Raw genomic sequence first — 20,856 nt, 5'->3', positions numbered from 1 at the left:
CGTCAGTCGGTCGCGTCCGAGCGGGACTTCTTGTGCTCGCGCAGTTCCTGGATCTCGCGTTCGAAATCCTCTGCGGAACTGAAGGAACGGTAGACCGAGGCGAATCGCAGATAGGCGACCTCGTCGAGATCGCGCAGGGGCCCGAGGATCGCCAGTCCCACCTCGTGGCTCGGGACCTCAGGTGATCCCTTCGCCCGCACCGCGTCCTCGACCTGCTGCGCGAGCTTGTTGAGCGCATCGTTGTCGACATCGCGTCCCTGACAGGCGCGGGCCACGCCGCGCACGACCTTCTCGCGGCTGAACGGCTCGGTCACGCCGCTGCGCTTGACGACGGACAGCACGGCCGTCTCGACTGTGGTGAAGCGGCGCCCGCATTCGGGACACGCCCGCCGACGACGGATCGCGGCACCCTCGTCTGCCTCGCGCGAATCGACCACCCGGGAATCGGGGTGGCGGCAATACGGGCAGTACATGTCGGTTCCTTCGTCGTGCCCGTGCGGGTCGCGACGTCGGCGCCGAAGCAATGCCTCCCGACCGGAACCGTCTCCACCCGCGAGTGGGCCGACACCGCCGCAACCACACGGAGTGGTGTGACTGACAGTGTTAGACAATACCCGCCTGTCCGGTTCGGGCGCGGATCGCGGGTCGGGCAGGGCCACGACACCCTCATCCCCGGGAGGAATCCGGCACGAGGAGACGGCTTCCGGCCTGCACAGCCGTACCGTCGAGCGAGTTGAGGTCGGCGATCCTCGCCACCGTGACGTCGACCGGAGCATCGGGCCACACGCGAGCGGCCAACGCCTCCAGGCTCTCCCCCTCGCGTACGACCGTGACCGTGGTGCCGGCGCCCTGCGAGATCACCTCATCGGTACGCACGTGGGCGAGCACGAGGAGCATCGTCGTCGCGAGCGCGGTGAGGAGCACCGTCGCGGCCATCTGCCGCCAACTCGCCCCCTCCGCAGGCCGGCGACTGCGCGGCGTGATCTCCGAGCGACGGTGCAGGGGTTCGTGCGAGGGTGCGGCGACATATTCGCGATATTCGCGCGTGGGCGCGGCGACGCGCGGTCTCGTCCGCGCCGGGACACGGGTGCGATGATGCAGCGTCGACGTCGCGATCGGCCGGATGCGATACGCCGCAGCCCCGGGGGCACCTGCTCCGGGCGGGCTCGCGACGGTTCGCCCTGCCGTGCTCGTCCGGACGAAGGCACCGGTTCGGGCCACAGCGCCCTCTCCCGCCGTACCCACCGGAACCGCCGTGTCGATCCGAACCGCTCTGCTCATCGGAAATCCTCCGTGTCGCTGTGCGTGGTCTTCCGACCCCGTCCGTGTCGCCGGGCGTGGTCTCACGACCCTGTTCGATCACTCGATCATGTGTTCGAACGAAAGTCTGTTCGAATGTTCTACCACGAGTCACGCCCCTGCGACAGCTCCTCGGAGGGTGAATCTCGAACATCTGTTTGATATACGCGCGGGATCTCGATAGATTCGAAAGGCAACTTGCAACCCATCCGACACTCGCCGCACGGAGGTCACGATGAAGGCGGACGGAACATCCACAGCCCGCCGGGGCGGACCCACGACCGACGATCCCACCGCGAGCCTCACCGAGCGTCAGCGTCGTGTACTCGAGGTCATCCGCGATTCCGTCAGCGAACGGGGGTACCCACCGAGCATCCGTGAGATCGGCGACGCCGTCGGACTCAACTCCACGTCGTCCGTCGCACATCAGCTCCGCACGCTCGAACGGAAGGGCTTCCTGCGCCGGGATCCGAACCGTCCGCGCGCCGTGGACGTCCGCGGCCTCGAGCCCACCCCCGCACCGGAGTCCTCCCCCGAGGTGGTCGCCGGCTCGTCGACCGACGACATTCCTTCGGCTGCAATGGTTCCCGTCGTCGGCCGCATCGCGGCCGGTGGTCCGATCCTCGCCGAGGAATCGGTCGAGGACGTCTTCCCGCTGCCGCGCGAGCTCGTCGGTCAGGGCTCGTTGTTCCTGCTCAAGGTCGTCGGCCAGTCGATGATCGACGCGGCCATCTGCGACGGCGACTGGGTGGTCGTCCGGCAGCAGAACGTCGCCGAGAACGGCGACATCGTCGCCGCGATGCTCGACGGCGAGGCCACCGTCAAGACCTTCAAGCGGGTCGATGGCGATGTCTGGCTCATGCCGCACAACCCGATGTTCGAACCGATCCCGGGCAACGACGCCGTCATCCTCGGCAAGGTCGTCACGGTCGTCCGCAAGATCTGATCCCCGGGCCCACCGGAGACGAACGAGGCCGGGGTGGCTCCGCACAGCGGAGCCACCCCGGCCTTCTCGTACGTGCCTCAGACGTTGAGGCCGCGCCCGATGACTTCCTTCATGATCTCGTTCGTGCCGCCGTAGATCTTCTGCACGCGCGCATCGAGGTACGCCTTGGCGACCGGGTACTCGCGCATGTAGCCGTAGCCACCGTGCAGCTGCAGGCAGCGGTCGATCAGCTCGACCTGCTTGTCGGTGGTCCAGTACTTGGCCATCGCGGCCTCCTGGACGGTGAGCTTCTTCTCGTTGAGCAGCTCGATGCACCGGTCGACGAAGACCCGGGCCAGCTGGGTCTCGGTGGCGAGCTCGGCGAGCTCGAAGCGGGTGTTCTGGAACTTGCCGATCGGCTTGCCGAACGCCTTGCGGTCGCGGCAGTACTGGATCGTGTCGTCGAGCACGCGCTCCATCGCGGCAGCGGCGACGACGGCGATCGCGAGGCGCTCCTGCGGCAGGTTCTGCATCAGGTAGATGAAGCCCATGCCCTCCTGGCCGAGGAGGTTGGACGCCGGGACGCGGACATCGTTGAAGCTGAGCTCCGCCGTGTCCTGGGCGTCGAGGCCGATCTTGTCGAGGTTGCGTCCCCGCTCGAAGCCCGGCATGCCGCGCTCGACGACGAGCAGCGAGAAGCCCTGGGCGCCCTTCTCCGGATCGGTGCAGGCGACGACGATCACCAGGTCGGAGTGGATACCGTTGGTGATGAACGTCTTGGCGCCGTTGAGGACCCAGTCGTCACCGTCGCGCACCGCGCGGGTCTTGATGCCCTGCAGGTCGCTGCCGGTGCCGGGCTCGGTCATCGCGATGGCCGTGATCAGCTCGCCCGAACAGAAGCCCGGGAGCCAGCGCTTCTTCTGCTCCTCGTTGGTGAGTTCGAGCAGGTAGGGAGCGACGACATCGTTGTGCAGCATGAAGCCCAGGCCGCTGAAGCCGAGCTTGGTGGTCTCCTCGGCCATGATGGCGTTGTAACGGAAGTCGTCCATGCCACCGCCGCCGTATTCCTCCGGCACCGCCATGCCGAGAAAGCCCTGCGCGCCGGCCTTCTTCCACACCTCACGGTCGACGATCTTGTCCTTCTCCCACTGCTCGTGGAAGGGGGCCACCTCCTGTTCGAGGAACTTCCGGTACGACTCCCGGAAGAGGTCGTGCTCGGGCTCGAAAAGGGTGCGTTCCATCTGCGCTCCTGTGTGAGACGTCGTTCGACATACTCACGGTATGCAGGAGAGCGCGTGGTGACGCTGACACAAGCGAGCGCATTTTGTGACCCGGACGACCCCATGGGCGCGGAGTGGGTCGCATGACGCGCCGATCTCGGGTCAGCGACGCAGATCCGCGAGTCTGCGCAGCAGGGGGTACGCGACCAGGATGCCGATCGAACCCCAGGCGATACCGCCGAGTTCGACCGAGCCGATCGACAGGGTCAGGTCGCCGATTCCGGCAACGAGCGCGGCGGCCGCGACCGTGAGGTTGACCGGATCCGTGAAGTCGACCTTCGCCTCCGTCCAGATGCGGACACCGAGGATGCCGATCAGGCCGTAGAGCACGAGGGTCGCGCCACCGAGGACACCGTCGGGCACGGTGAACACCAGCGCACCGAACTTCGGCGAGAAGGCGAGCACCACGGCGGTGACCGCCGCGACGGCGTATGCAGCGGTCGAGTACACGCGCGTGGCCGCCATGACGCCGATGTTCTCGGCATAGGTGGTCGTGCCCGAGCCACCGCCCGCACCTGCGAGGGTGGTCGCGAGGCCGTCGGCGATGAGCGCGTTGCCGGCCATGTCGTCGAGGTTGCGGCCGGTCATCGCGGCGACCGCCTTGACGTGGCCGACGTTCTCCGCGACCAGCACGACGACGACGGGCAGCGCCAGCAGCACGACCGACAGTTCGAAGGTGGGGCCGCGCAGGTCGGGCAGACCGAACCAGGCGGCGTCCCGCATGGCGTCGATACGTTCGGACGCGATCGCCCCGGTGAACGCCGCGAAGATCCATCCGACGATCACACCGACGAGGATGCCGAGGCGGCCGAGCATGCCCGGGCCGACCACCGTCACGAGCAGCGTGACCACGAGCGTGATCGTGGCGACGAGCGGTTGGGCTTCGAACGAGCCCGTGGCGGTCGGCGCAAGGTTGAGACCGATGAGGGCGACGATCGCCCCGGTGACCACCGGCGGCATGACCGCATCGATGATGCGCGAACCTGCCGCCTTGACCACCAGGCCGATGAGCACGAGCACGATACCGACCGCGACGATCCCGCCGAGCTGCGCTGCCGGACCGGAACCGGCCGACGCGCTGAGCGGCGCGATGAACGCGAACGACGAACCGAGATAGCTGGGCACCCGACCGCGCGTGATGATCAGGAACAGCGCGGTGCCGATACCGGAGAACAGCAGCGTCGTCGTGACCGGGAAGCCCGTGATCGTCGGCACGAGCAACGTGGCGCCGAACATCGCGATGACATGCTGCATCCCGATGCCGATGGTGCGCGGCCACGACAGTCGCTCGTGCGGTGCGACCACCGCACCGGGGTTGATGCGACGCCCGTCGCCGTGCAGTGTCCAGCCGCGGCGTGTGGTCGTGCGTCCGGTGGTGTTCGCTCGTTCGGTCACGACAGGACATCGTAGAACCGGTTGGCCCGGCGGCGTGGAACAGGCCGTCCCGGCCGGGTGGAACAGGCCGTCCCGGCCGTGCCGCTCAGTCCAGCAGTTTCGCGGCCGCAGCACGTGCCGCGACGGGGTCGTCGCTCGCGAGGACCGCCTCGGCCGCCTCGCGACAACGGTCCATCGGAACCGAGGAGAGCCGGGCCCCGACGCCCGTCACCGCCGACGCCGCGCACGACAGGGAGGTCACGCCCATCCCGGCCAGGACGCAGGCGAGGAGCGGATCGGCCGCCGCCTCGCCGCACACCCCCACCGGCTTGCTCGCGGCCGCCCCGGCCTCCGCCGCGCGGGCCACGAGTGCGAGCACCGCGGGCTGCCACGGGTCGGTGAGTGCGGCCAGCTGCGGCGACATCCGATCGGCCGCCATCGTGTACTGGGCGAGGTCGTTGGTGCCGATCGACAGGAAGTCCAGGTGTTCGAGCAACCGATCGGCGAGCAGCGCCGCGGACGGAACCTCGATCATGACGCCGGGTGACAGCCCGCGCTCGCGCACCCGCGCGGCGAAATCGGCTGCTTCCGAGACGGTCGCCACCATCGGTGCCATGACCCACGGCGTGGCGCCGGTGCGCGAGGCCGCGGCGGCCACCGCGTCGAGCTGACGATCGAGCACTCCCGGCGCCGTGGTCGTGATGCGGATTCCGCGGACGCCGAGGGCGGGATTGTGTTCGTCGGGGTGGTTGGCGAACCGGAGGGGCTTGTCGGAGCCGGCGTCGAGGGTCCGCAGGACGACCTTCCGTCCCTCGAACGCGTCGAAGACCTCCGCGTAGATGTCGGCCTGCTCGTCCTCCGTCGGTTCGGTGTCGCGGTCGAGGAAACACAGCTCGGTGCGGAACAGTCCGACGCCCTGCGCCGGCGTCCGGTGCGCCGCGCGGGCACCCGATCCGTCCTGCACGTTGGCGAGGATCTCGACCGGGTGACCGTCGGCGGTGGCGCCGGGACCGGACCAGCCCGCCACCCGCTCGCGCTCGACGCGGTCGCGTTCGACCTCGGCTGCGGCCTCGGCGCTGTCCGGGGAGATCACGATCCGGCCCGTCGCGCCGTCGACCAGCACCTCGGTGCCGGCAGGGACGTCGTCGAGACCTGCCACCGCGACGACACACGGGATGCCGAGTTGGCGCGCGATGATCGCGGTGTGGCTCGTGGGTCCTCCGAGCGAGGTGGCCAGCGCGACGACGACGGACGGGTCGAGTCCGGCGGTGTCGGCGGGCGCGAGATCGGTGGCGAGAAGCACGGACGGCGCGTCGGGCATCTCGAGGCCCGGCTCGGGGGCGCCCTGCAGCTCGGCGATCACGCGGTCGCGGATGTCGAGCAGGTCGGTGACCCGCTCGGCCTGCAGCCCGCCCATCTTCTCGAACAGGGCCGCGAACTGGTCGGTGGCGGCGACTGTGGCGCCGACCGCGTCGGTGCCGGACCGGATCTTCGTCGCGGCCGCCCCGCGCCAGGCGCGGTCCTCGACCAGCACGGCGGTGGCCTGGAGCACTTCTGCCGCGGCTCCCGATGCACGCGAGGCGCGGGCCCGCAGCCGCTCGGCCACGACCTTCGCGGCGTCCTCGAATCGGCCCACCTCGGCCTCGCGCGCCGTGTCGGGGATCGAGGCGCCCTGCTCCGGGACCACAGGACGCGCGATGGGCCGGATGACCGGCCCGTATCCGATGCCGGGGACGACGGGGGTGCCGTGCAGGACGGACGCCGACTGCTCCATGGAGATCTCCTCACCGCAGTAGTTCGTTGTGACTCAGATTACTCAGAAGCCTTGACATGTCAACACAGACGGGTGTAAAACAACATAAACCAACATTGTTTTCCCACAAATCGGGTACCCTCAGGAGTGTCGGTGTACGCAGAGGAACGGCAGCAGGCGATCGCAGCGCTGGTGGCGGCTCGCGGCCGCGTATCGGTTGCGGCGCTCGCCGACCGGTACGGCGTCACCACCGAGACGGTGCGCCGCGACCTCGCGCATCTCGAACGCCTGGGACTCGTGCGTCGTGTCCACGGCGGCGCGATCCCGGCCGCCTCGCTCTCGGTCTCCGAGCCCGCTCTCTCCGAACGCGAGCACACCCGCGCCGAACACAAGGACCGCATCGCCGCCGCCGCGACGTCCTTTCTCCCACCGTCCGGCGGAAGCGTGCTCTTCGACGCCGGCACCACCACCGGCAGGATCGTCGGAGCACTGCCGCCCGAGGTCGAACTCACCGTCGTCACCAACTCGGTACCGATCGCCGCGCGCCTCGCCGCGATGAGCACCGTGCAACTGCACCTGCTCGGCGGTCGCGTCCGCGGTGTCACGCAGGCGGCGGTGGGCGCCGAGGCCCTCGCCACCTTGTCGACGGTGCACGTCGACGTGGCGTTCATCGGCACCAACGCGCTCAGCATCGACCACGGCCTGTCCACCCCCGACGCCGACGAGGCCGCGGTCAAGCGCGCGATGGTGCGCACCGCCGACCGCGTCGTCGTGGTCGCCGACTCCTCGAAGGTCGGTCGGCGCAATCTGCTGAGCTTCGCGTCGCTCGATCCGATCGACGTCCTGGTCACCGACACCGACCTCGACGACACCGACCGTCGGCAACTCATCGAACACGGAATCGAGGTGGTGACGGCATGATCGTCACGCTCACGGCCAACCCCAGTCTCGATCGCACGGTCGGGCTGACGGGCCCTCTCGAGCGCGGGAGGGTGCATCGCACCGAGCGATCCACCGTCGATCCGGGTGGTAAGGGGATCAACGTCGCTCGCGTGCTGCACGCCGCGACGACCGAGGTCGTCGCCGTGCTTCCCGCCAACGCCGGCGATCCTCTGCTCGCCGCGCTGGACGACCAGGGCATCACCCATCGGGCCGTGCCCACCTCCGGGCCGACGCGCAACAACGTCACCGTCGCCGAACCCGACGGCACCACCACGAAGCTCAACGAACCCGGAACGCCCTGCACCGGAAGTACACTCGGCGAGCTGAACGCCGTCCTGCTCGAATGCGCGCAGGGAGCCGCGTGGACCGTCCTGTCCGGTTCCCTCCCTCCGGGTGTGCCCGAGTCGTGGTATGCCGACCTCGTGGGTGCTCTGCGCGGTCTCGGATGCCGCATCGCGGTCGACACCTCCGAACGGCCTCTGCTCGCCCTCGCCGAACGGTTCCCCGCGGCGGCCCCCGACGTGATCAAGCCGAACTCCGACGAACTGGCCCAGCTCACCGGCGCCGACGCCCACGAACTCGAATCCGGCGCCGCCGCAGGAGACGTCGGCGCCGTGGTCGACGCGGGCCGGGTGCTGGTGGAACGCGGCGTCGGTGCGGTGCTCGCGACCCTCGGTGGTGCGGGCGCGGTGCTGGTCACCGCCACCGGAGCGTGGCGGGCCACCACCGACGACGTCACGGTCCGCAGCACGGTCGGCGCGGGCGATTCGTCGCTCGCCGGATATCTGCTCGCCGAGCAGGCCGGTCACACACCCGACGAGTGCCTGCGCCTCGCCGTGGCCTACGGGACCGCGGCCGTCACGCTCCCCGGAACAGCCCTGCCCACACCCGATTCCGTCGATCCATCCCGAGTGCACGTCACCGACGTCCACCGCCGACCCCGACCGCTCCCCTCCCACTCCTAAGGAACGTCATGTCCGACACCACCTCCGGCTCCGCAGGCGGTTCCTCGATCATCGGCACGGAACTCGTCTCGCTCGATGCCGACCTGGGATCCGACAAGAACTCCGTCATCGCCGCACTCGCCGAGCGCCTCGCAGCGACCGGTCGCGCGTCCGACGCCGACGCACTCACCGCAGCCGTTCTCGAACGGGAGGCCAAGTCCGCCACCGGTCTTCCCGGCGGGATCGCGATCCCGCACGCACGCAGCGAAGCGGTGACCACACCGTCGCTCGGATTCGCCCGACTATCCCCGAAGGCCGACTTCGGTGCGCCCGACGGCCCCGCCGACCTCGTCTTCCTCATCGCCGCGCCCGAAGGGGCGGGCGGCGACCACATGAAGCTCCTCACCGCTCTCGCTCGTGCACTCGTGCGCCCCGACTTCGTCGCGTCGCTGCGCGCGGCCGCGTCCGCGGAGGAGGTCATCGCGCTGGTCGAGGACGTCCTCCCGCCCCGACCGGCGCCGTCGAGCGGCACTCCCGCCACCTCGACCGCAGCGCCGCAGCAGCCGGCACCGACAGCCTCCGCGAAGCCCGCGGTCGCGCCGCCTCAGAGCGCGGAACAGCCCGGAGGCCGCACGATCGTCGCGGTCACCGCGTGCCCGACCGGCATCGCGCACACCTACATGGCCGCCGACGCGCTGTCCGCCGCCGGTGAACGCGCGGGTGTGACTGTCCGGGTGGAGACGCAGGGATCGAGTGGCAGCACTCCCCTGCCCGCCGACGTGATCGCCGGCGCCGAAGCCGTCATCTTCGCCACCGACGTGGGCGTCAAGGGCCGGGAGCGGTTCGCCGGCAAGCCCGTGATCGCCTCGGGCGTCAAGCGCGCGATCAACGAACCGGACACCATGATCGACGAGGCTCTGCGGGCCGCCACCGATCCGTCCGCGCGCACCGTCGAAGGAACCTCCGGCGCCCCGGCGGGTGAGTCGGAGAGCGGCAGCGACCTCGGCTGGGGTACCCGTCTGCGGCAGATCCTGCTCACCGGCGTGAGCTACATGATCCCGTTCGTCGCGGCCGGCGGTCTGCTCATCGCCCTGGGCTTCCTGCTCGCCGGTCCCGACATCACCGACTCGGCCTCCGACATCGTTCTCGACAACACGCTCACCAACCTGCCCGCAGGTGGGCTCGGCACCTATCTCGGTGCGGTCCTGTACCAGATCGGCTCGTTGGCGTTCTCGTTCCTCGTCCCGGCACTGGCCGGTTACATCGCCTTCGCGATCGCGGACCGCCCGGGGCTGGCCCCGGGCTTCACCGCCGGTGCGGTGGCAGTCTTCGTCGGCGCCGGTTTCATCGGTGGTCTCGTCGGCGGCATCATCGCCGGTTTCGCGGCCCTGTGGGTCGGCCGTATCCCGCTGCCCACGTGGGCTCGCGGCCTGATGCCCGTGGTGATCATTCCGCTGCTCGCAAGCCTGATCGTCGGCGGGCTCATGTTCCTGCTGCTCGGTCGCCCGCTGGCCGCGATCACGACCGGTCTCACCGACTGGCTCAACGGTCTGTCCGGCGGTTCCGCGGTGCTGCTCGGTGCGATCCTCGGCCTGATGATGTGCTTCGACCTCGGTGGACCGGTCAACAAGGCCGCCTACGCCTTCGCGGTCGCGGGTCTCGACGTCGCCAACACCGGTTCGCTCGAGATCATGGCGGCGGTCATGGCTGCCGGCATGGTTCCGCCGCTCGCCATGGCGCTGTCGTCGCTGGTGCGTCCGCGTCTCTACAGCACCGCCGAGCGCGAGAACGGCAAGGCAGCCTGGCTGCTCGGTGCGTCGTTCATCTCGGAGGGCGCCATTCCGTTCGCGGCGGCCGACCCGTTCCGGGTGATCCCGTCGATGATGCTCGGCGGCGCCGTGACCGGCGGCATCGTCATGGCGACGGGTGTCACGCTCACCGCTCCCCACGGCGGATTGTTCGTGCTGTTCGCGATGGACCGCGTCGTGTGGTTCCTGATCGCGCTGGCGGCGGGCACGGTGGTCGCCGCACTCGCGGTCAGCATCGCCAAGTCGATCACCCGTCCCGCCCGGGAAGCCGCCGACGAGACGAACCCCGAGCCCGTAGCCGCACGCTCCTGATCACAGCGGCATCTTCCTGATCGACGCCCTGCACTTCCCCACCACGAAGGAGATTCACATGCCCAGCACCACGGTTGCCGTCGGTTCGTCCATCGGCCTCCACGCCCGTCCCGCAGGAATCATCGCCGAGGCCGTGGTCGCGGCCGGTGTCCCGGTGACCCTCTCGGTCGACGGCGGCGAGCCCGTCGACGCCGGTTCGGCCCTGATGATCATGACGCTCGGCGCGGAAAAGGGCACGCAGGTCACGATCTCGTGCGACGACGACGCGGTCCTCGCGCAGGTCGCGGAACTGGTCGCCGCAGACCTCGACGCCTGATCTCGGCCGCGGGCTCGCGGCGTCTGATCTCAGCCGCGGGTGCGGCGCCGGACGACGAGTCCGAGGACCCCGAGGACGATGACCCCGGCCGCCACGCCCGCACCCACGACCGGCAGTGCCGCGGACGATATCTCGTCCGCGGCAGCGTCGTCCGCGGGCGCGAAGAGATCGGTCGCGCCGCGACGGATCCGGATCGGTGGATTCTCCGTGCCCGCCGCACCCCGTTCGGACGCGGTGAGCAGGTCACCGTCGGCGGTGAAGGCGACGGCTTCGCCCTGTGGTTCGTCCGGGACCGGGATGCGGAAGCGCGGACCGGCGACCAGTGCGGCCGCGAGATCGCCGTCGGGAACGTGGAACAGGTAGACGTCGGTGTAGGTGCGGACCGCCGCGACCGTCCCGTCGGCGCTCACCGCCCCACCGGTGATCATCGAGGACGACGCACCGGGAATGGGGCCGCCGGGAGTATCCGACGGTCCGAGTGCCAGCGACCCGACCTTCTCGAGAGGGGCCGGCCCCGGGACGGGGAGGCCGTCGATCGTCAGTCCACGTGCGGGTCGGTAGACATTGCTCGATCCGAACAGCGCCTTCGTCACGATGATCGGTTCGCCTGTCGCGGAGACGAGTACGGTCTCGGCGTCGCGGGGACCGTCGGGATAGGTCAGCCGGTGCAGATCTCCCTGCCCGGTGTCGGGGTCGAGGGAGATGAGCGCGATCGTCTCGCGGACGCGGGTGTTGTCGCCGAGATCGCCGAGCCACAACCGGCCGTCGGGACCCGCGGCGAGATCCTCGACGTCGTAGGGATCGACGGGCGACGGGATCCGTTGCAGAACCGCACAATTCCCGTCGAGTTCGACGATGCGTTCGTCCTCTCCGGCGTCGGGGGTCGCGAACAGCCGGTCTCCGATCGTCGCGAGGCCGGACAGTTCGGCGAGCGCGGGATCGTCGGGAGTGCACAGCATCCCGGTCGGCAGATCCGCGACCGGGATCGCGGTGTCCTGCGCGCCGGCGTTCGGGGCCGGCACGAACGCCGCGACGGCAGCGAGCAGCGCCGCCCGGCGCACGACCCGCATCAGGCCGCGAAGTCGACCAATGCCGACGCCAGCGCTGCCGGCACCTTCGCGTGCACCCGCGTGCCGTCCACCTCGTGCTCGGACGAGAGGATCTGACCGTCCGAGTGGATGCGTGCGAGCAGGTCGCCGCGGGTGTACGGCAGGAGCAGCTTCACCTCGACGTCGGGATCCTCGAGCAGACCCGCGAGCTGGGTCTGCAACTCCTCGACGCCCTCCCCGGTGTGCGCGGAGACGAAGACCGCGCCGGGGATCGCGCTGCGCAACTGTGTCAGGGTCACCGGATCGGCGGCGTCGATCTTGTTGACGACGATCAACTCCGGCGGCGGCGGTGCGTCCGATTCGCGAAGCACCTCGGTGACGACCTCGCGCACCGCCTTGATCTGCTCGGTGGGCAGCGGGTCGGAGCCGTCGACGACGTGGAGCAGCACATCGGCGTCGGCGACCTCCTCGAGGGTCGACCGGAACGCCTCGACCAGCTGGGTCGGGAGGTGCCGGACGAAACCGACGGTGTCGGTGAGCACGTACTCGCGGCCGTCGGGCAGCGCCGACCGGCGGGTCGTCGGGTCGAGGGTCGCGAACAGTGCGTTCTGCACCAGGACACCGGAGCCGGTGAGCTTGTTGAGCAGGCTCGACTTGCCGGCGTTGGTGTAGCCCACGATCGCGACGGACGGGATCCTGTTGCGCAGACGCCGGGTGCGCTTGGTGTCGCGCGCGGCCTTCATCGCCTTGATCTCGCGACGGAGCTTGGCCATCCGCTCGCGGATCCGGCGACGGTCGGTCTCGATCTTCGTCTCACCGGGACCACGCAGGCCCACACCGCCGTTGCTGCCGGCACGACCACCGGCCTGCCGCGACATCGACTCGCCCCAGCCGCGCAGACGCGGGAGCATGTACTCCATCTGCGCGAGGGAGACCTGCGCCTTGCCCTCTCGCGAGGTGGCGTGCTGGGCGAAGATGTCGAGGATCAGCGCGGTCCGGTCGATGACCTTGACCTTGACGACCTTCTCCAGCGCCGTGAGCTGGGCGGGAGTGAGTTCGCCGTCGCAGATCACGGTGTCCGCGCCGGTGGTCAGTACGATCTGCCGGAGCTCGTCGGCCTTGCCGGAACCGATGTAGGTGGAGGCATCGGGCCGGTCGCGACGCTGGACGAGACCTTCGAGGACCTCGGAGCCGGCGGTCTCGGCGAGTGCGGCCAGCTCGGCCAGGCTCGCTTCCGCCTGGGCGGCCGTTCCGCCCGTCCAGACACCGACGAGCACGACACGCTCCAGTCGGAGCTGGCGGTATTCGACCTCGGTGATGTCCTCGAGTTCGGTGGACAGACCGACCACACGCCGCAACGCGCTGCGGTCTTCGAGTTGCATCTCGCCGACGGACGGATCCTCGGCGGTCCAGCCTCCGGGTGCGTCGTACGCGGTCGAAGTGCTGTCATCTGTGGTTGCGCGGCGCGTGCGCTGTGTGTTCGTCATACACCTCCATGGTGTCACGAAGCCCGAATCGGTGCATTCGAGTTTCTCCGCCGCATTCGCGCAGGGGGTACCCGAGTGCACCCTCCGCCGGGCCGAGCAGCGCCGATCAGTTCGGCGCCGACCACCAGGTGTCGTCCAGTTCACCCGTCGCGACCAGCACCGACGGTCCGCGCAGCCAGGCGCGACCGTCCTCGATCCGCACCTCGACCGAGCCGCCGGGAATCTGCACCCGCACCGCACCGTCGGATGCGCCGTCGAAGCGCAGGGCCGCAGCGGCCGCGGCCACCGTGCCGGTTCCGCACGAGCGGGTCTCCCCCACGCCGCGTTCGTGGACGCGCATGTGGACCGTTCCGGCCGCGATGGGGGTCAGGAACTCGATGTTGACGCCGTGCGGGAAGAAGCCCGGGTCGAAGCCGGGCGAGGTGAGGTCGAGACCGGCCAGGCTCGTCTCGTTCAGGTGCGGGTCCACGCACGCGAGGTGCGGGTTGCCGACGTCGATGCCGATGCCCGGATAGACCCGCCCGTCGATGGTCGCCGCCGACTCGCCGAGGGTGCGCACCGTGCCCATGTCCACCGTCACCTCGCCGAGGACAGGTCCGGTCTCGTGCACCGTGACGGGCTTGCCTCCGGCGCGGCTGCCGACGACGAACTCGCGGCGGTTCTCGAGCCCGTGCGCGGTGAGATAGTGCGCGAACACCCGCACACCGTTGCCGCACATCTCGGCGATGGATCCGTCGCCGTTGCGGTAGTCCATGAACCAGTCGTCGGCCCCGGTGCCCTCGGGCAGTTCTCCGAGCACGCCGGCCGACACCAGCGCACCGGCACGGGCGACGCGGAGCACACCGTCGGCACCGAGCCCGCGACGCCGGTCGCACAGGGCGGCGATCCGGCCTGCGTCGAGGTCCAGACGCGCGTCGGGATCGGGAAGGATCACGAAGTCGTTCTCGGTTCCGTGCCCTTTGCTGAACTCCATGCGCGCTACCTTATCGGGCTGGTGAGGCCGGTGATGTGCGTGCGTCCCGGACGGCCCGCAGGGCGACGTCGAGCAGGTGGGGGTCGGCGCCGTCGAGCCAGTGGATGCGCGGGTCGCGGCGGAACCACGAGCGTTGCCGTCGCACGTAGCGCCGGGTCCCGATGAACGTCCGCTCGCGCGCGTGATCGAGGTCGTACTCCCCGTCGACGTACGCGAGGACCTGCGCGTAACCGATCGCGCGACGCGCCGTGACACCCTCGCGCAGGCCGACTTCGAGGAGTCCGTGCACCTCGTCGACGAGGCCGCGTTCGAACATCAGGTCCGTGCGACGCGCGATGCGGTCGTCCAGCTCGGCGGTGTCGCGGTCGACGCCCAGGATCACGGTGCCCCAACGGGGCTCACCGATCGTCGGCTGCGATGCCGCGAACGGTTGCCCGGTCAGCTCCACGACCTCGAGCGCGCGGACCATGCGGCGGCCGTCGGTGGGCAGGATCGTCGCCGCGGCGGCGGGATCGGCGCTCTGCAGTGCCCGGTGGACCGCTGCGAGTCCCTCGGTCTCGAGCACCGCCTCCCACTTGGCGCGGACCTGCGGATCCGTCGCTGGGAACTGCCATTCGTCGAGCAGTGCCTGCACGTACATCATCGATCCACCGACGACGATCGGGAGGCGACCGCGGCCGAGGATCGCCTCGACGTCGTCGATGGCGGCCTGCTGGTAGCGGGCGACCGTCGCGGTCTCGGTGACGTCGAGGACGTCGAGTTGATGGTGCGGGATGCCGCGACGCTCGTCCGCCGGCAGCTTGGCCGTCCCGATGTCCATGCCGCGGTACTGCTGCATCGCGTCGATGTTGACGATCTCGCCGCCGAGCGCCTCGGCAAGGTCCAGTCCGAGATCGGACTTGCCCGTGGCCGTGGGGCCCACGACCGCGATCGGGACGAGCGTGTCGGCGGGACCGGTGCTTCCTGCGCTCACGGTGTCCAGATCCCCACGTGGTAGCCCACGCCGTAGGGCGCGGCGGAGTAGGTCACGGACGCCGAGCGCGGGCGCTCGCCGAGGGTGGCCGCCAGGACGTGCCAGGCGGCGCGTCCGGTCAGCTTGATGTCCGAACACAGGTCGGGGTCGAGCGCCGCGAGCGCCTCCGGGTCGCCGGCGGCGAGCGCCGCCGCCAGGGCAGCCTCGACCTCCTCCGAGCGCGGATCGTAGGCGCCGGGCGCCTTGGTCGTGAGGGTGGTCGCTCCGTCCGCGACGACGAGCAGTGCTCGCGGCAGATCGTCGCGGTCGAGCGCCGTGCGCAGGTCGCGGCCGAGATCGGCGCAGTGCGCGGCGTCCGCGTCGACGGCCACCACGTGGGTCGTCACGCGGGTGCCGGGTGCCGTGCGGTCGCGGATCCAGCCGGCCACCAGAGCGGTCAATGCGAGCGCGGGATCGGGTTCGCCGGCGGCCTCGGGACCGAGCTGCACGGTGACGTCGACACCGAACCCGAGGAAGGTCCCGCGCGCGGTGGAGGGAACGGTCTGTTCGGCCGACTCGGCGCCCACGACCACCCATTCCGCGGCATCGGACAGGCTGCGACCGACCTCGAGAACCGCCTCGCGCAGATCGTCGGTCTCGGACGCGGCGAGACCGGTCAGCTCGGGGACGAGCAGCGGTGGGGACGGCACGAACGCCGCGGCGGTCAACACATCGGCAACCGTAGTCCACCGGACCCGGCGCCCTGCATCGACACGACCTGTTTCAATAGTGGGCGGACACGATCGCGGAACCCCGGGATCGACCGGCGGTAGACCATGCGACCAGGCAGCCGTGCCGCGCGGCAGAGATGAGGTATCGATGAGCGACCCGAACGCACAGGACCGAACCGGCGAGTCGACGCAGGAGCGGACCCCGCGTCCCGGTCCCGCCACGCCCCGAGCCCATGCTGCGACGCCCGGCCCTGCGGGCCGAGAGAACGGCAGTTCCACCGCAGCACCCCCGAAGCCGCATCCTGTCGCGGCCCAGACGCACCCCCACGTCCCGGCGGTGCCCGCGAGCGATCCGAGTCGGTTCGGACGCGTCGACGAGGACGGCACCGCATGGGTCCGCACGAGCGAGGGCGAGCGGTGCATCGGATCGTGGCAGGCAGGCGACGCCGCCGAGGGCCTCGCGCACTTCGGACGCCGTTACGACGATCTCGCCACCGAGGTGGCGATCCTCGAGACCCGGTTGACCTCCGGCACCGCCGACGTGAAGAAGACCCGCGCGGCCGCCGAGGCACTGGCCGAGTCGCTGCCGACCGCCGCCGTCATCGGTGATCTCGATGCGCTCGCCACCCGGCTCGCCGCGATCATCGAGCACTCCGAGGAGGCTGCGGCTCTCGCCAAGCAGGAGAAGGAGCGTCGGCGCGCCGAGAGCACGGCCCGCAAGGAGGCCCTCGCGGCCGAGGCCGAGACGATCGCCGCCGAATCCACCCAGTGGAAGGCCGCCGGCGACCGGCTGCGCGAGATCCTCGAGGAGTGGAAGACCATCCGCGGGGTCGACCGGAAGGTCGACGACGTGTTGTGGCGTCGCTACTCGAAGGCACGCGAGGCGTTCAACCGGCGTCGCGGAGCCCACTTCGCCGAACTCGATCGTGAGCGCGCCGCGGCGAAGAGCCGCAAGGAGGAACTCGTCGCCCGGGCGGAGGAACTGCAGAACTCCACCGACTGGGGTGCCACCGCCGCGGCCTTCCGCGACCTGCTCGCCGAGTGGAAGGCGGCCGGACGCGCACCGAAGGACGCCGACGACCAGCTGTGGAAGCGGTTCAAGGGCGCCCAGGACGTCTTCTTCGCCGCGCGCAACGCCGCGAACGCCGAGCGCGACGCCGAGTTCGAGGAGAACGCCCGCGCGAAGGAGGCCCTGCTCGAGACGGCCTCCTCGATCGACCCGTCGGCCGATCTCGAAGGTGCCCGGGCGCGCCTGCGCGAGTTGCAGGACCAGTGGGAGGCGATCGGCAAGGTGCCGCGCGACCGCATGCACGATCTCGAAGGTCGGCTGCGGGCCATCGAGAAGAAGGTGCGCGAGGCCGCGGATTCCGAGTGGCGCCGCACCGATCCCGAGGCACTCGCGCGCGCGGCCCAGTTCCGTGAGCGGGTGCGCCAGTTCGAGGAGCAGGCCGCCAAGGCGACCGCCGCGGGCCGGGCCAAGGAGGCCGAGAAGGCTCTCGCCCAGGCGGCGCAGTGGCGTGAGTGGGCGGACGCAGCCGAAGGCGCCGTCGGCGAGCGCTGACCCGCGACATCCGAAACGGACGATCCCCCTCTCCCGGTCGGGAGAGGGGGATCGTCTTCGTTCGGGAGGCGTCAGTCCTCGGGGTCGTCGCGCATCAGGCGGGGCCGTTCGTGCTGGGCCGCCACCTTCCGCAACTCGGCCTCGGCCTCGAGCTGGGCCGAGGTCCGCGCCCACACCACACGGGCCCAGTGGAAGACGATGACCATGACGGCGAACCAGCCGATCACGAGACCGAATCCCGGTCCCGCGGCGGATGATTCGACAGGCAGCGTCTGGCGCGACCAGATCGCGAGCATGCCGAAGACGATGGTCACGGCCGAGCCGGCCAGGGACACCCACGCCAGCGCCCACTTGCGGGTGACGAGCGCGAGGATCGAGCCCAGACCGGCGAAGACCACGGCGAAGCCCACGAACAGCCGTGACGGGAGACCGATCTCCTCGGCGGTCGCGTCCGGGGCGAAGGACAGTACCTCCCACCCGTTGGCGGATCCGGCGTGGGGCAGGCTGAAGGTCGCCAGCAGGATCAGGACCGCGATCGCGACGAACATCGCCCGGGCGCCCGGGTCGATGTCGCTCGCCACCTTCCGTTCGGCGGCTTCGAGTTCGGCGCGTACGTCACCCGTCGCGTGGTGATCGTGCGGCTTGTCGGTGGTCATGCGTTGCATCCCATCTGAGGCGGCAGCGGGTCCGGGACGCCGATGCTCGGCAGTCCGAGTCCGACACCGATCGGCGGTGTCTTGGGCAGCCGGCCCTGTTCGAAGTGGTCGCCCGCACGTGTGCGGCGGTGCGTGAGGATCAGGGTGTCCGCGACGAGGTGGTGCGGCGCGGCGTCGCTGACGACGATCGTGACGACGTCGCCGGGACGCACCGAGGTGTCGATCGCGCCCTCGGGACGGAAGTGGACGAGGCGGCCGTCGCGGGCACGCCCGCTCATCCGGGCGGTCTCGGCGTTCTTGCGGCCCTCCCCCGCTGCGACGAGCAGTTCGACCTCGGTGCCGACGAGTTTGCGGTTCTCCTCGAGGGTGATGCGTTCCTGCAGCGCGATCAGACGGTCGTAACGCTCCTGCACCACGGCCTTGGGGACCTGCCCCTCCATGTCGGCTGCGGGCGTGCCGGGGCGCTTCGAGTACTGGAAGGTGAACGCGCTGGTGAAGCGCGCCTTCTCGACGACCTCGAGGGTCTGCTGGAAGTCCTCCTCGGTCTCACCGGGGAAGCCGACGATGATGTCGGTGGTGATCGCCGCGTGCGGCATCGCGGCACGGACCCGCTCGATGATGCCCAGGAAGCGTTCCTTGCGGTACGAGCGGCGCATGGCGCGCAGGATCCGATCGCTGCCGGACTGCAGCGGCATGTGCAGCTGCGGGCACACGTTGGGGGTCTGCGCCATGGCGTCGATGACGTCGTCGGTGAACTCCGCCGGGTGCGGGGAGGTGAAGCGCACCCGCTCGAGCCCCTCGATGTCGCCGCACGCGCGCAGCAGCGACGCGAAGGCGCCCCGGTCGCGGGGCTGCTCCGGATCGGCGAAGGACCGGCCGTAGGAGTTGACGTTCTGGCCGAGCAGTGTCACCTCGAGCACGCCCTCGTCGACGAGCGCCTGCACCTCGGCGAGGATGTCGCCCGGGCGCCGGTCGACCTCCTTGCCGCGCAGCGACGGCACGATGCAGAAGGTGCACGTGTTGTTGCAGCCGACGGAGATCGACACCCATCCGGCGTACGACGACTCACGCTTGGCGGGCAGCGTCGACGGGAACGCCTCGAGGGCGTCGAGGATCTCGACCTCGGCGCGGCGGTTGTGCCGTGCGCGTTCGAGCAGGGCGGGGAGATTACCGATGTTGTGTGTGCCGAAGACCACGTCGACCCAGGGCGCCTTCTTGACGACCGTGTCGCGGTCCTTCTGGGCGAGGCAGCCTCCGACAGCGATCTGCATGTCGGGGTTGTCGTCCTTGACCGGACGCAGATGACTCAGATTGCCGTACAGCTTGTTGTCGGCGTTCTCCCGCACCGCGCAGGTGTTGAAAACCACCAGATCGGGTGACGCACCGGGCGCGGCCTTGGTGAAGCCGGCGTCCTCCAACAACCCCGACAGACGCTCGGAGTCGTGTACGTTCATCTGACAGCCGTAGGTGCGGACCTCGTAGGTCCGGGCACCGGTACGGGGGGCTTCTTCGTCGATCAGTGACACGTCTCAGGGTATCTCACCTCGGTGGGCCCTCTTCCCTCGCGCCGACCGTGCGGGCTCCGTCGAGGTATCCGTTACTGCTCGTGCAGTAAAAATCCCGTGACGCGTGCACCGAAGGTGTCCCGAAATGCGAAGTCTCGGGGGTCGGACGGCATAGGGTCTGCAGATATGACATCAGCGGCAGCCGGAACGGATCGTCCGTCCGAGAAGTCGGACACCAACTCGTCCATGATCTCCATGAACGGGGTGAACAAGCATTTCGGATCCCTGCACGTACTGCAGGACATCAACCTCGAGATCCCGCGAGGACAGGTCGTCATCGTCGTCGGCCCGTCGGGTTCGGGTAAATCGACCCTCTGCCGCACCATCAACCGGCTCGAACCGATCGACTCGGGAGAGATCCACGTGGACGGCACCCTGCTGCCGGAGGAGGGCAAGGCACTCGCCCGCCTGCGTTCGGACGTCGGCATGGTGTTCCAGTCGTTCAACCTGTTCGCCCACAAGACGATCCTCGAGAACGTCATGCTCGGCCCCATCAAGGTGCGCAAGATCAAGAAGGACAAGGCCCGCGAGTCGGCGATGCAGTTGCTCGACCGGGTCGGGATCGCCAACCAGGCCGACAAGTACCCGGCGCAGCTGTCGGGTGGTCAGCAGCAGCGCGTCGCAATCGCACGCGCGCTCGCGATGAACCCCAAGGTCATGTTGTTCGACGAGCCCACCTCCGCCCTCGACCCCGAGATGGTCCAGGAAGTCCTCGACGTGATGACCTCCCTCGCGAAGGAGGGCATGACGATGGTCGTGGTCACCCACGAGATGGGATTCGCCCGCAAGGCCGGCGATCGCGTGCTGTTCATGGCCGACGGCCGCATCATCGAGGACACCGATCCCGAGACCTTCTTCACCGCACCGAAATCCGATCGCGCCAAGGACTTCCTCGGCAAGATCCTCAGTCACTGACCTTTCCCCGCATC

The 20,856-nt window shown here is 69.8% G+C and carries 19 protein-coding genes; 7 read left to right on the top strand and 12 right to left on the bottom strand.

What is annotated here, in order from left to right; genetic code table 11:
- Nucleotides 1–2: 2 nt before the first annotated feature.
- Both nrdR and CKW34_RS24645 read right to left on the bottom strand, forming a co-directional pair.
- On the bottom strand, nt 3–473 hold the full coding sequence (gene nrdR / locus CKW34_RS10060) for a transcriptional regulator NrdR (RefSeq protein WP_059381265.1): 471 nt from the start codon (nt 471–473) through the stop codon (nt 3–5).
- Nucleotides 474–666: 193 nt separating this feature from the next.
- Nucleotides 667–1,281: a LysM peptidoglycan-binding domain-containing protein gene (locus tag CKW34_RS24645; protein WP_231921865.1), complete on the bottom strand. Its 615-nt coding sequence runs from the start codon at nt 1,279–1,281 to the stop codon at nt 667–669.
- 253 nt (nt 1,282–1,534) lie between these two features.
- Here CKW34_RS24645 and lexA point away from each other — a divergent pair, with 253 nt between their 5' ends.
- On the top strand, nt 1,535–2,245 hold the full coding sequence (gene lexA / locus CKW34_RS10050) for a transcriptional repressor LexA (protein WP_059381264.1): 711 nt from the start codon (nt 1,535–1,537) through the stop codon (nt 2,243–2,245).
- A gap of 77 nt (nt 2,246–2,322) precedes the next feature.
- Here the strand turns inward: lexA and CKW34_RS10045 are convergent, their stop codons facing one another.
- From CKW34_RS10045 to ptsP, 3 genes are all read right to left on the bottom strand, one after another.
- The gene (locus CKW34_RS10045) at nt 2,323–3,465 is read right to left on the bottom strand and encodes an acyl-CoA dehydrogenase family protein (protein WP_059381263.1); all 1,143 of its coding nucleotides are present in this window, start codon (nt 3,463–3,465) and stop codon (nt 2,323–2,325) included.
- Between the two features lie 141 nt (nt 3,466–3,606).
- A complete protein-coding gene (locus CKW34_RS10040) occupies nt 3,607–4,899 on the bottom strand; it encodes a uracil-xanthine permease family protein (RefSeq protein ID WP_059381262.1) in 1,293 nt (430 codons plus the stop codon).
- Between the two features lie 85 nt (nt 4,900–4,984).
- On the bottom strand, nt 4,985–6,652 hold the full coding sequence (ptsP, locus tag CKW34_RS10035; RefSeq protein ID WP_059381261.1) for a phosphoenolpyruvate--protein phosphotransferase: 1,668 nt from the start codon (nt 6,650–6,652) through the stop codon (nt 4,985–4,987).
- A gap of 132 nt (nt 6,653–6,784) precedes the next feature.
- Between ptsP and CKW34_RS10030 the strand changes: the two genes are divergently transcribed.
- The 4 genes from CKW34_RS10030 to CKW34_RS10015 are packed head-to-tail and all read left to right on the top strand — an operon-like array spanning nt 6,785 to nt 10,953.
- Entirely contained in the window at nt 6,785–7,552 is a 768-nt protein-coding gene (locus tag CKW34_RS10030) for a DeoR/GlpR family DNA-binding transcription regulator (RefSeq protein ID WP_059381489.1), read from the top strand.
- Nucleotides 7,549–8,538: a 1-phosphofructokinase family hexose kinase gene (locus tag CKW34_RS10025; protein WP_059381260.1), complete on the top strand. Its 990-nt coding sequence runs from the start codon at nt 7,549–7,551 to the stop codon at nt 8,536–8,538. The genes CKW34_RS10030 and CKW34_RS10025 overlap by 4 nt, the downstream gene beginning before the upstream one ends.
- Before the next feature lie 8 nt (nt 8,539–8,546).
- Nucleotides 8,547–10,637 carry a PTS fructose transporter subunit IIABC gene (locus CKW34_RS10020; RefSeq protein ID WP_059381259.1) on the top strand — a complete coding sequence of 697 codons (2,091 nt, stop codon included), beginning with the start codon at nt 8,547–8,549 and terminating at the stop codon, nt 10,635–10,637.
- Nucleotides 10,638–10,695: 58 nt separating this feature from the next.
- Nucleotides 10,696–10,953, top strand: a complete 258-nt coding sequence (locus tag CKW34_RS10015; protein ID WP_016692704.1) for an HPr family phosphocarrier protein — start codon at nt 10,696–10,698, stop codon at nt 10,951–10,953.
- Between the two features lie 29 nt (nt 10,954–10,982).
- Here the strand turns inward: CKW34_RS10015 and CKW34_RS10010 are convergent, their stop codons facing one another.
- The 5 genes from CKW34_RS10010 to CKW34_RS09990 all read right to left on the bottom strand — a co-directional run bounded on the left by CKW34_RS10010 (nt 10,983) and on the right by CKW34_RS09990 (nt 16,145).
- Entirely contained in the window at nt 10,983–12,023 is a 1,041-nt protein-coding gene (locus tag CKW34_RS10010; protein ID WP_059381258.1) for a hypothetical protein, read from the bottom strand.
- Complete coding sequence (gene hflX, locus CKW34_RS10005; RefSeq protein ID WP_059381257.1) at nt 12,023–13,489, bottom strand: GTPase HflX; 1,467 nt, start codon at nt 13,487–13,489, stop codon at nt 12,023–12,025. The genes CKW34_RS10010 and hflX overlap by 1 nt, the downstream gene beginning before the upstream one ends.
- Nucleotides 13,490–13,595: 106 nt before the next feature.
- Nucleotides 13,596–14,462, bottom strand: coding sequence for a diaminopimelate epimerase (dapF, locus tag CKW34_RS10000; RefSeq protein WP_059381256.1), 867 nt, complete (start codon nt 14,460–14,462; stop codon nt 13,596–13,598).
- A 10-nt stretch (nt 14,463–14,472) separates the two neighbouring features.
- Nucleotides 14,473–15,435 carry a tRNA (adenosine(37)-N6)-dimethylallyltransferase MiaA gene (miaA, locus tag CKW34_RS09995; protein ID WP_059381255.1) on the bottom strand — a complete coding sequence of 321 codons (963 nt, stop codon included), beginning with the start codon at nt 15,433–15,435 and terminating at the stop codon, nt 14,473–14,475.
- Nucleotides 15,432–16,145: a class III extradiol dioxygenase subunit B-like domain-containing protein gene (locus CKW34_RS09990; RefSeq protein ID WP_059381254.1), complete on the bottom strand. Its 714-nt coding sequence runs from the start codon at nt 16,143–16,145 to the stop codon at nt 15,432–15,434. The genes miaA and CKW34_RS09990 overlap by 4 nt, the downstream gene beginning before the upstream one ends.
- Before the next feature lie 148 nt (nt 16,146–16,293).
- Here CKW34_RS09990 and CKW34_RS09985 point away from each other — a divergent pair, with 148 nt between their 5' ends.
- Entirely contained in the window at nt 16,294–17,706 is a 1,413-nt protein-coding gene (locus CKW34_RS09985; RefSeq protein ID WP_059381253.1) for a DUF349 domain-containing protein, read from the top strand.
- Nucleotides 17,707–17,777: 71 nt separating this feature from the next.
- Here the strand turns inward: CKW34_RS09985 and CKW34_RS09980 are convergent, their stop codons facing one another.
- Nucleotides 17,778–18,371 carry an Rv2732c family membrane protein gene (locus CKW34_RS09980; RefSeq protein WP_059381252.1) on the bottom strand — a complete coding sequence of 198 codons (594 nt, stop codon included), beginning with the start codon at nt 18,369–18,371 and terminating at the stop codon, nt 17,778–17,780.
- Entirely contained in the window at nt 18,359–19,816 is a 1,458-nt protein-coding gene (gene miaB, locus CKW34_RS09975) for a tRNA (N6-isopentenyl adenosine(37)-C2)-methylthiotransferase MiaB (protein WP_231921925.1), read from the bottom strand. Before miaB ends, CKW34_RS09980 begins: the two co-directional genes overlap by 13 nt.
- A gap of 297 nt (nt 19,817–20,113) precedes the next feature.
- Here miaB and gluA point away from each other — a divergent pair, with 297 nt between their 5' ends.
- A complete protein-coding gene (gene gluA, locus CKW34_RS09970) occupies nt 20,114–20,842 on the top strand; it encodes a glutamate ABC transporter ATP-binding protein GluA (protein ID WP_174479586.1) in 729 nt (242 codons plus the stop codon).
- Nucleotides 20,843–20,856: the final 14 nt, after the last annotated feature.

The sequence above is a fragment of the Rhodococcus rhodochrous genome, from assembly GCF_900187265.1.
GTDB lineage: Bacteria > Actinomycetota > Actinomycetes > Mycobacteriales > Mycobacteriaceae > Rhodococcus > Rhodococcus rhodochrous.
The sequence above is the reverse complement of the archived record's forward strand: the minus strand, read 5'-3'. Positions and strand labels throughout refer to the sequence as shown.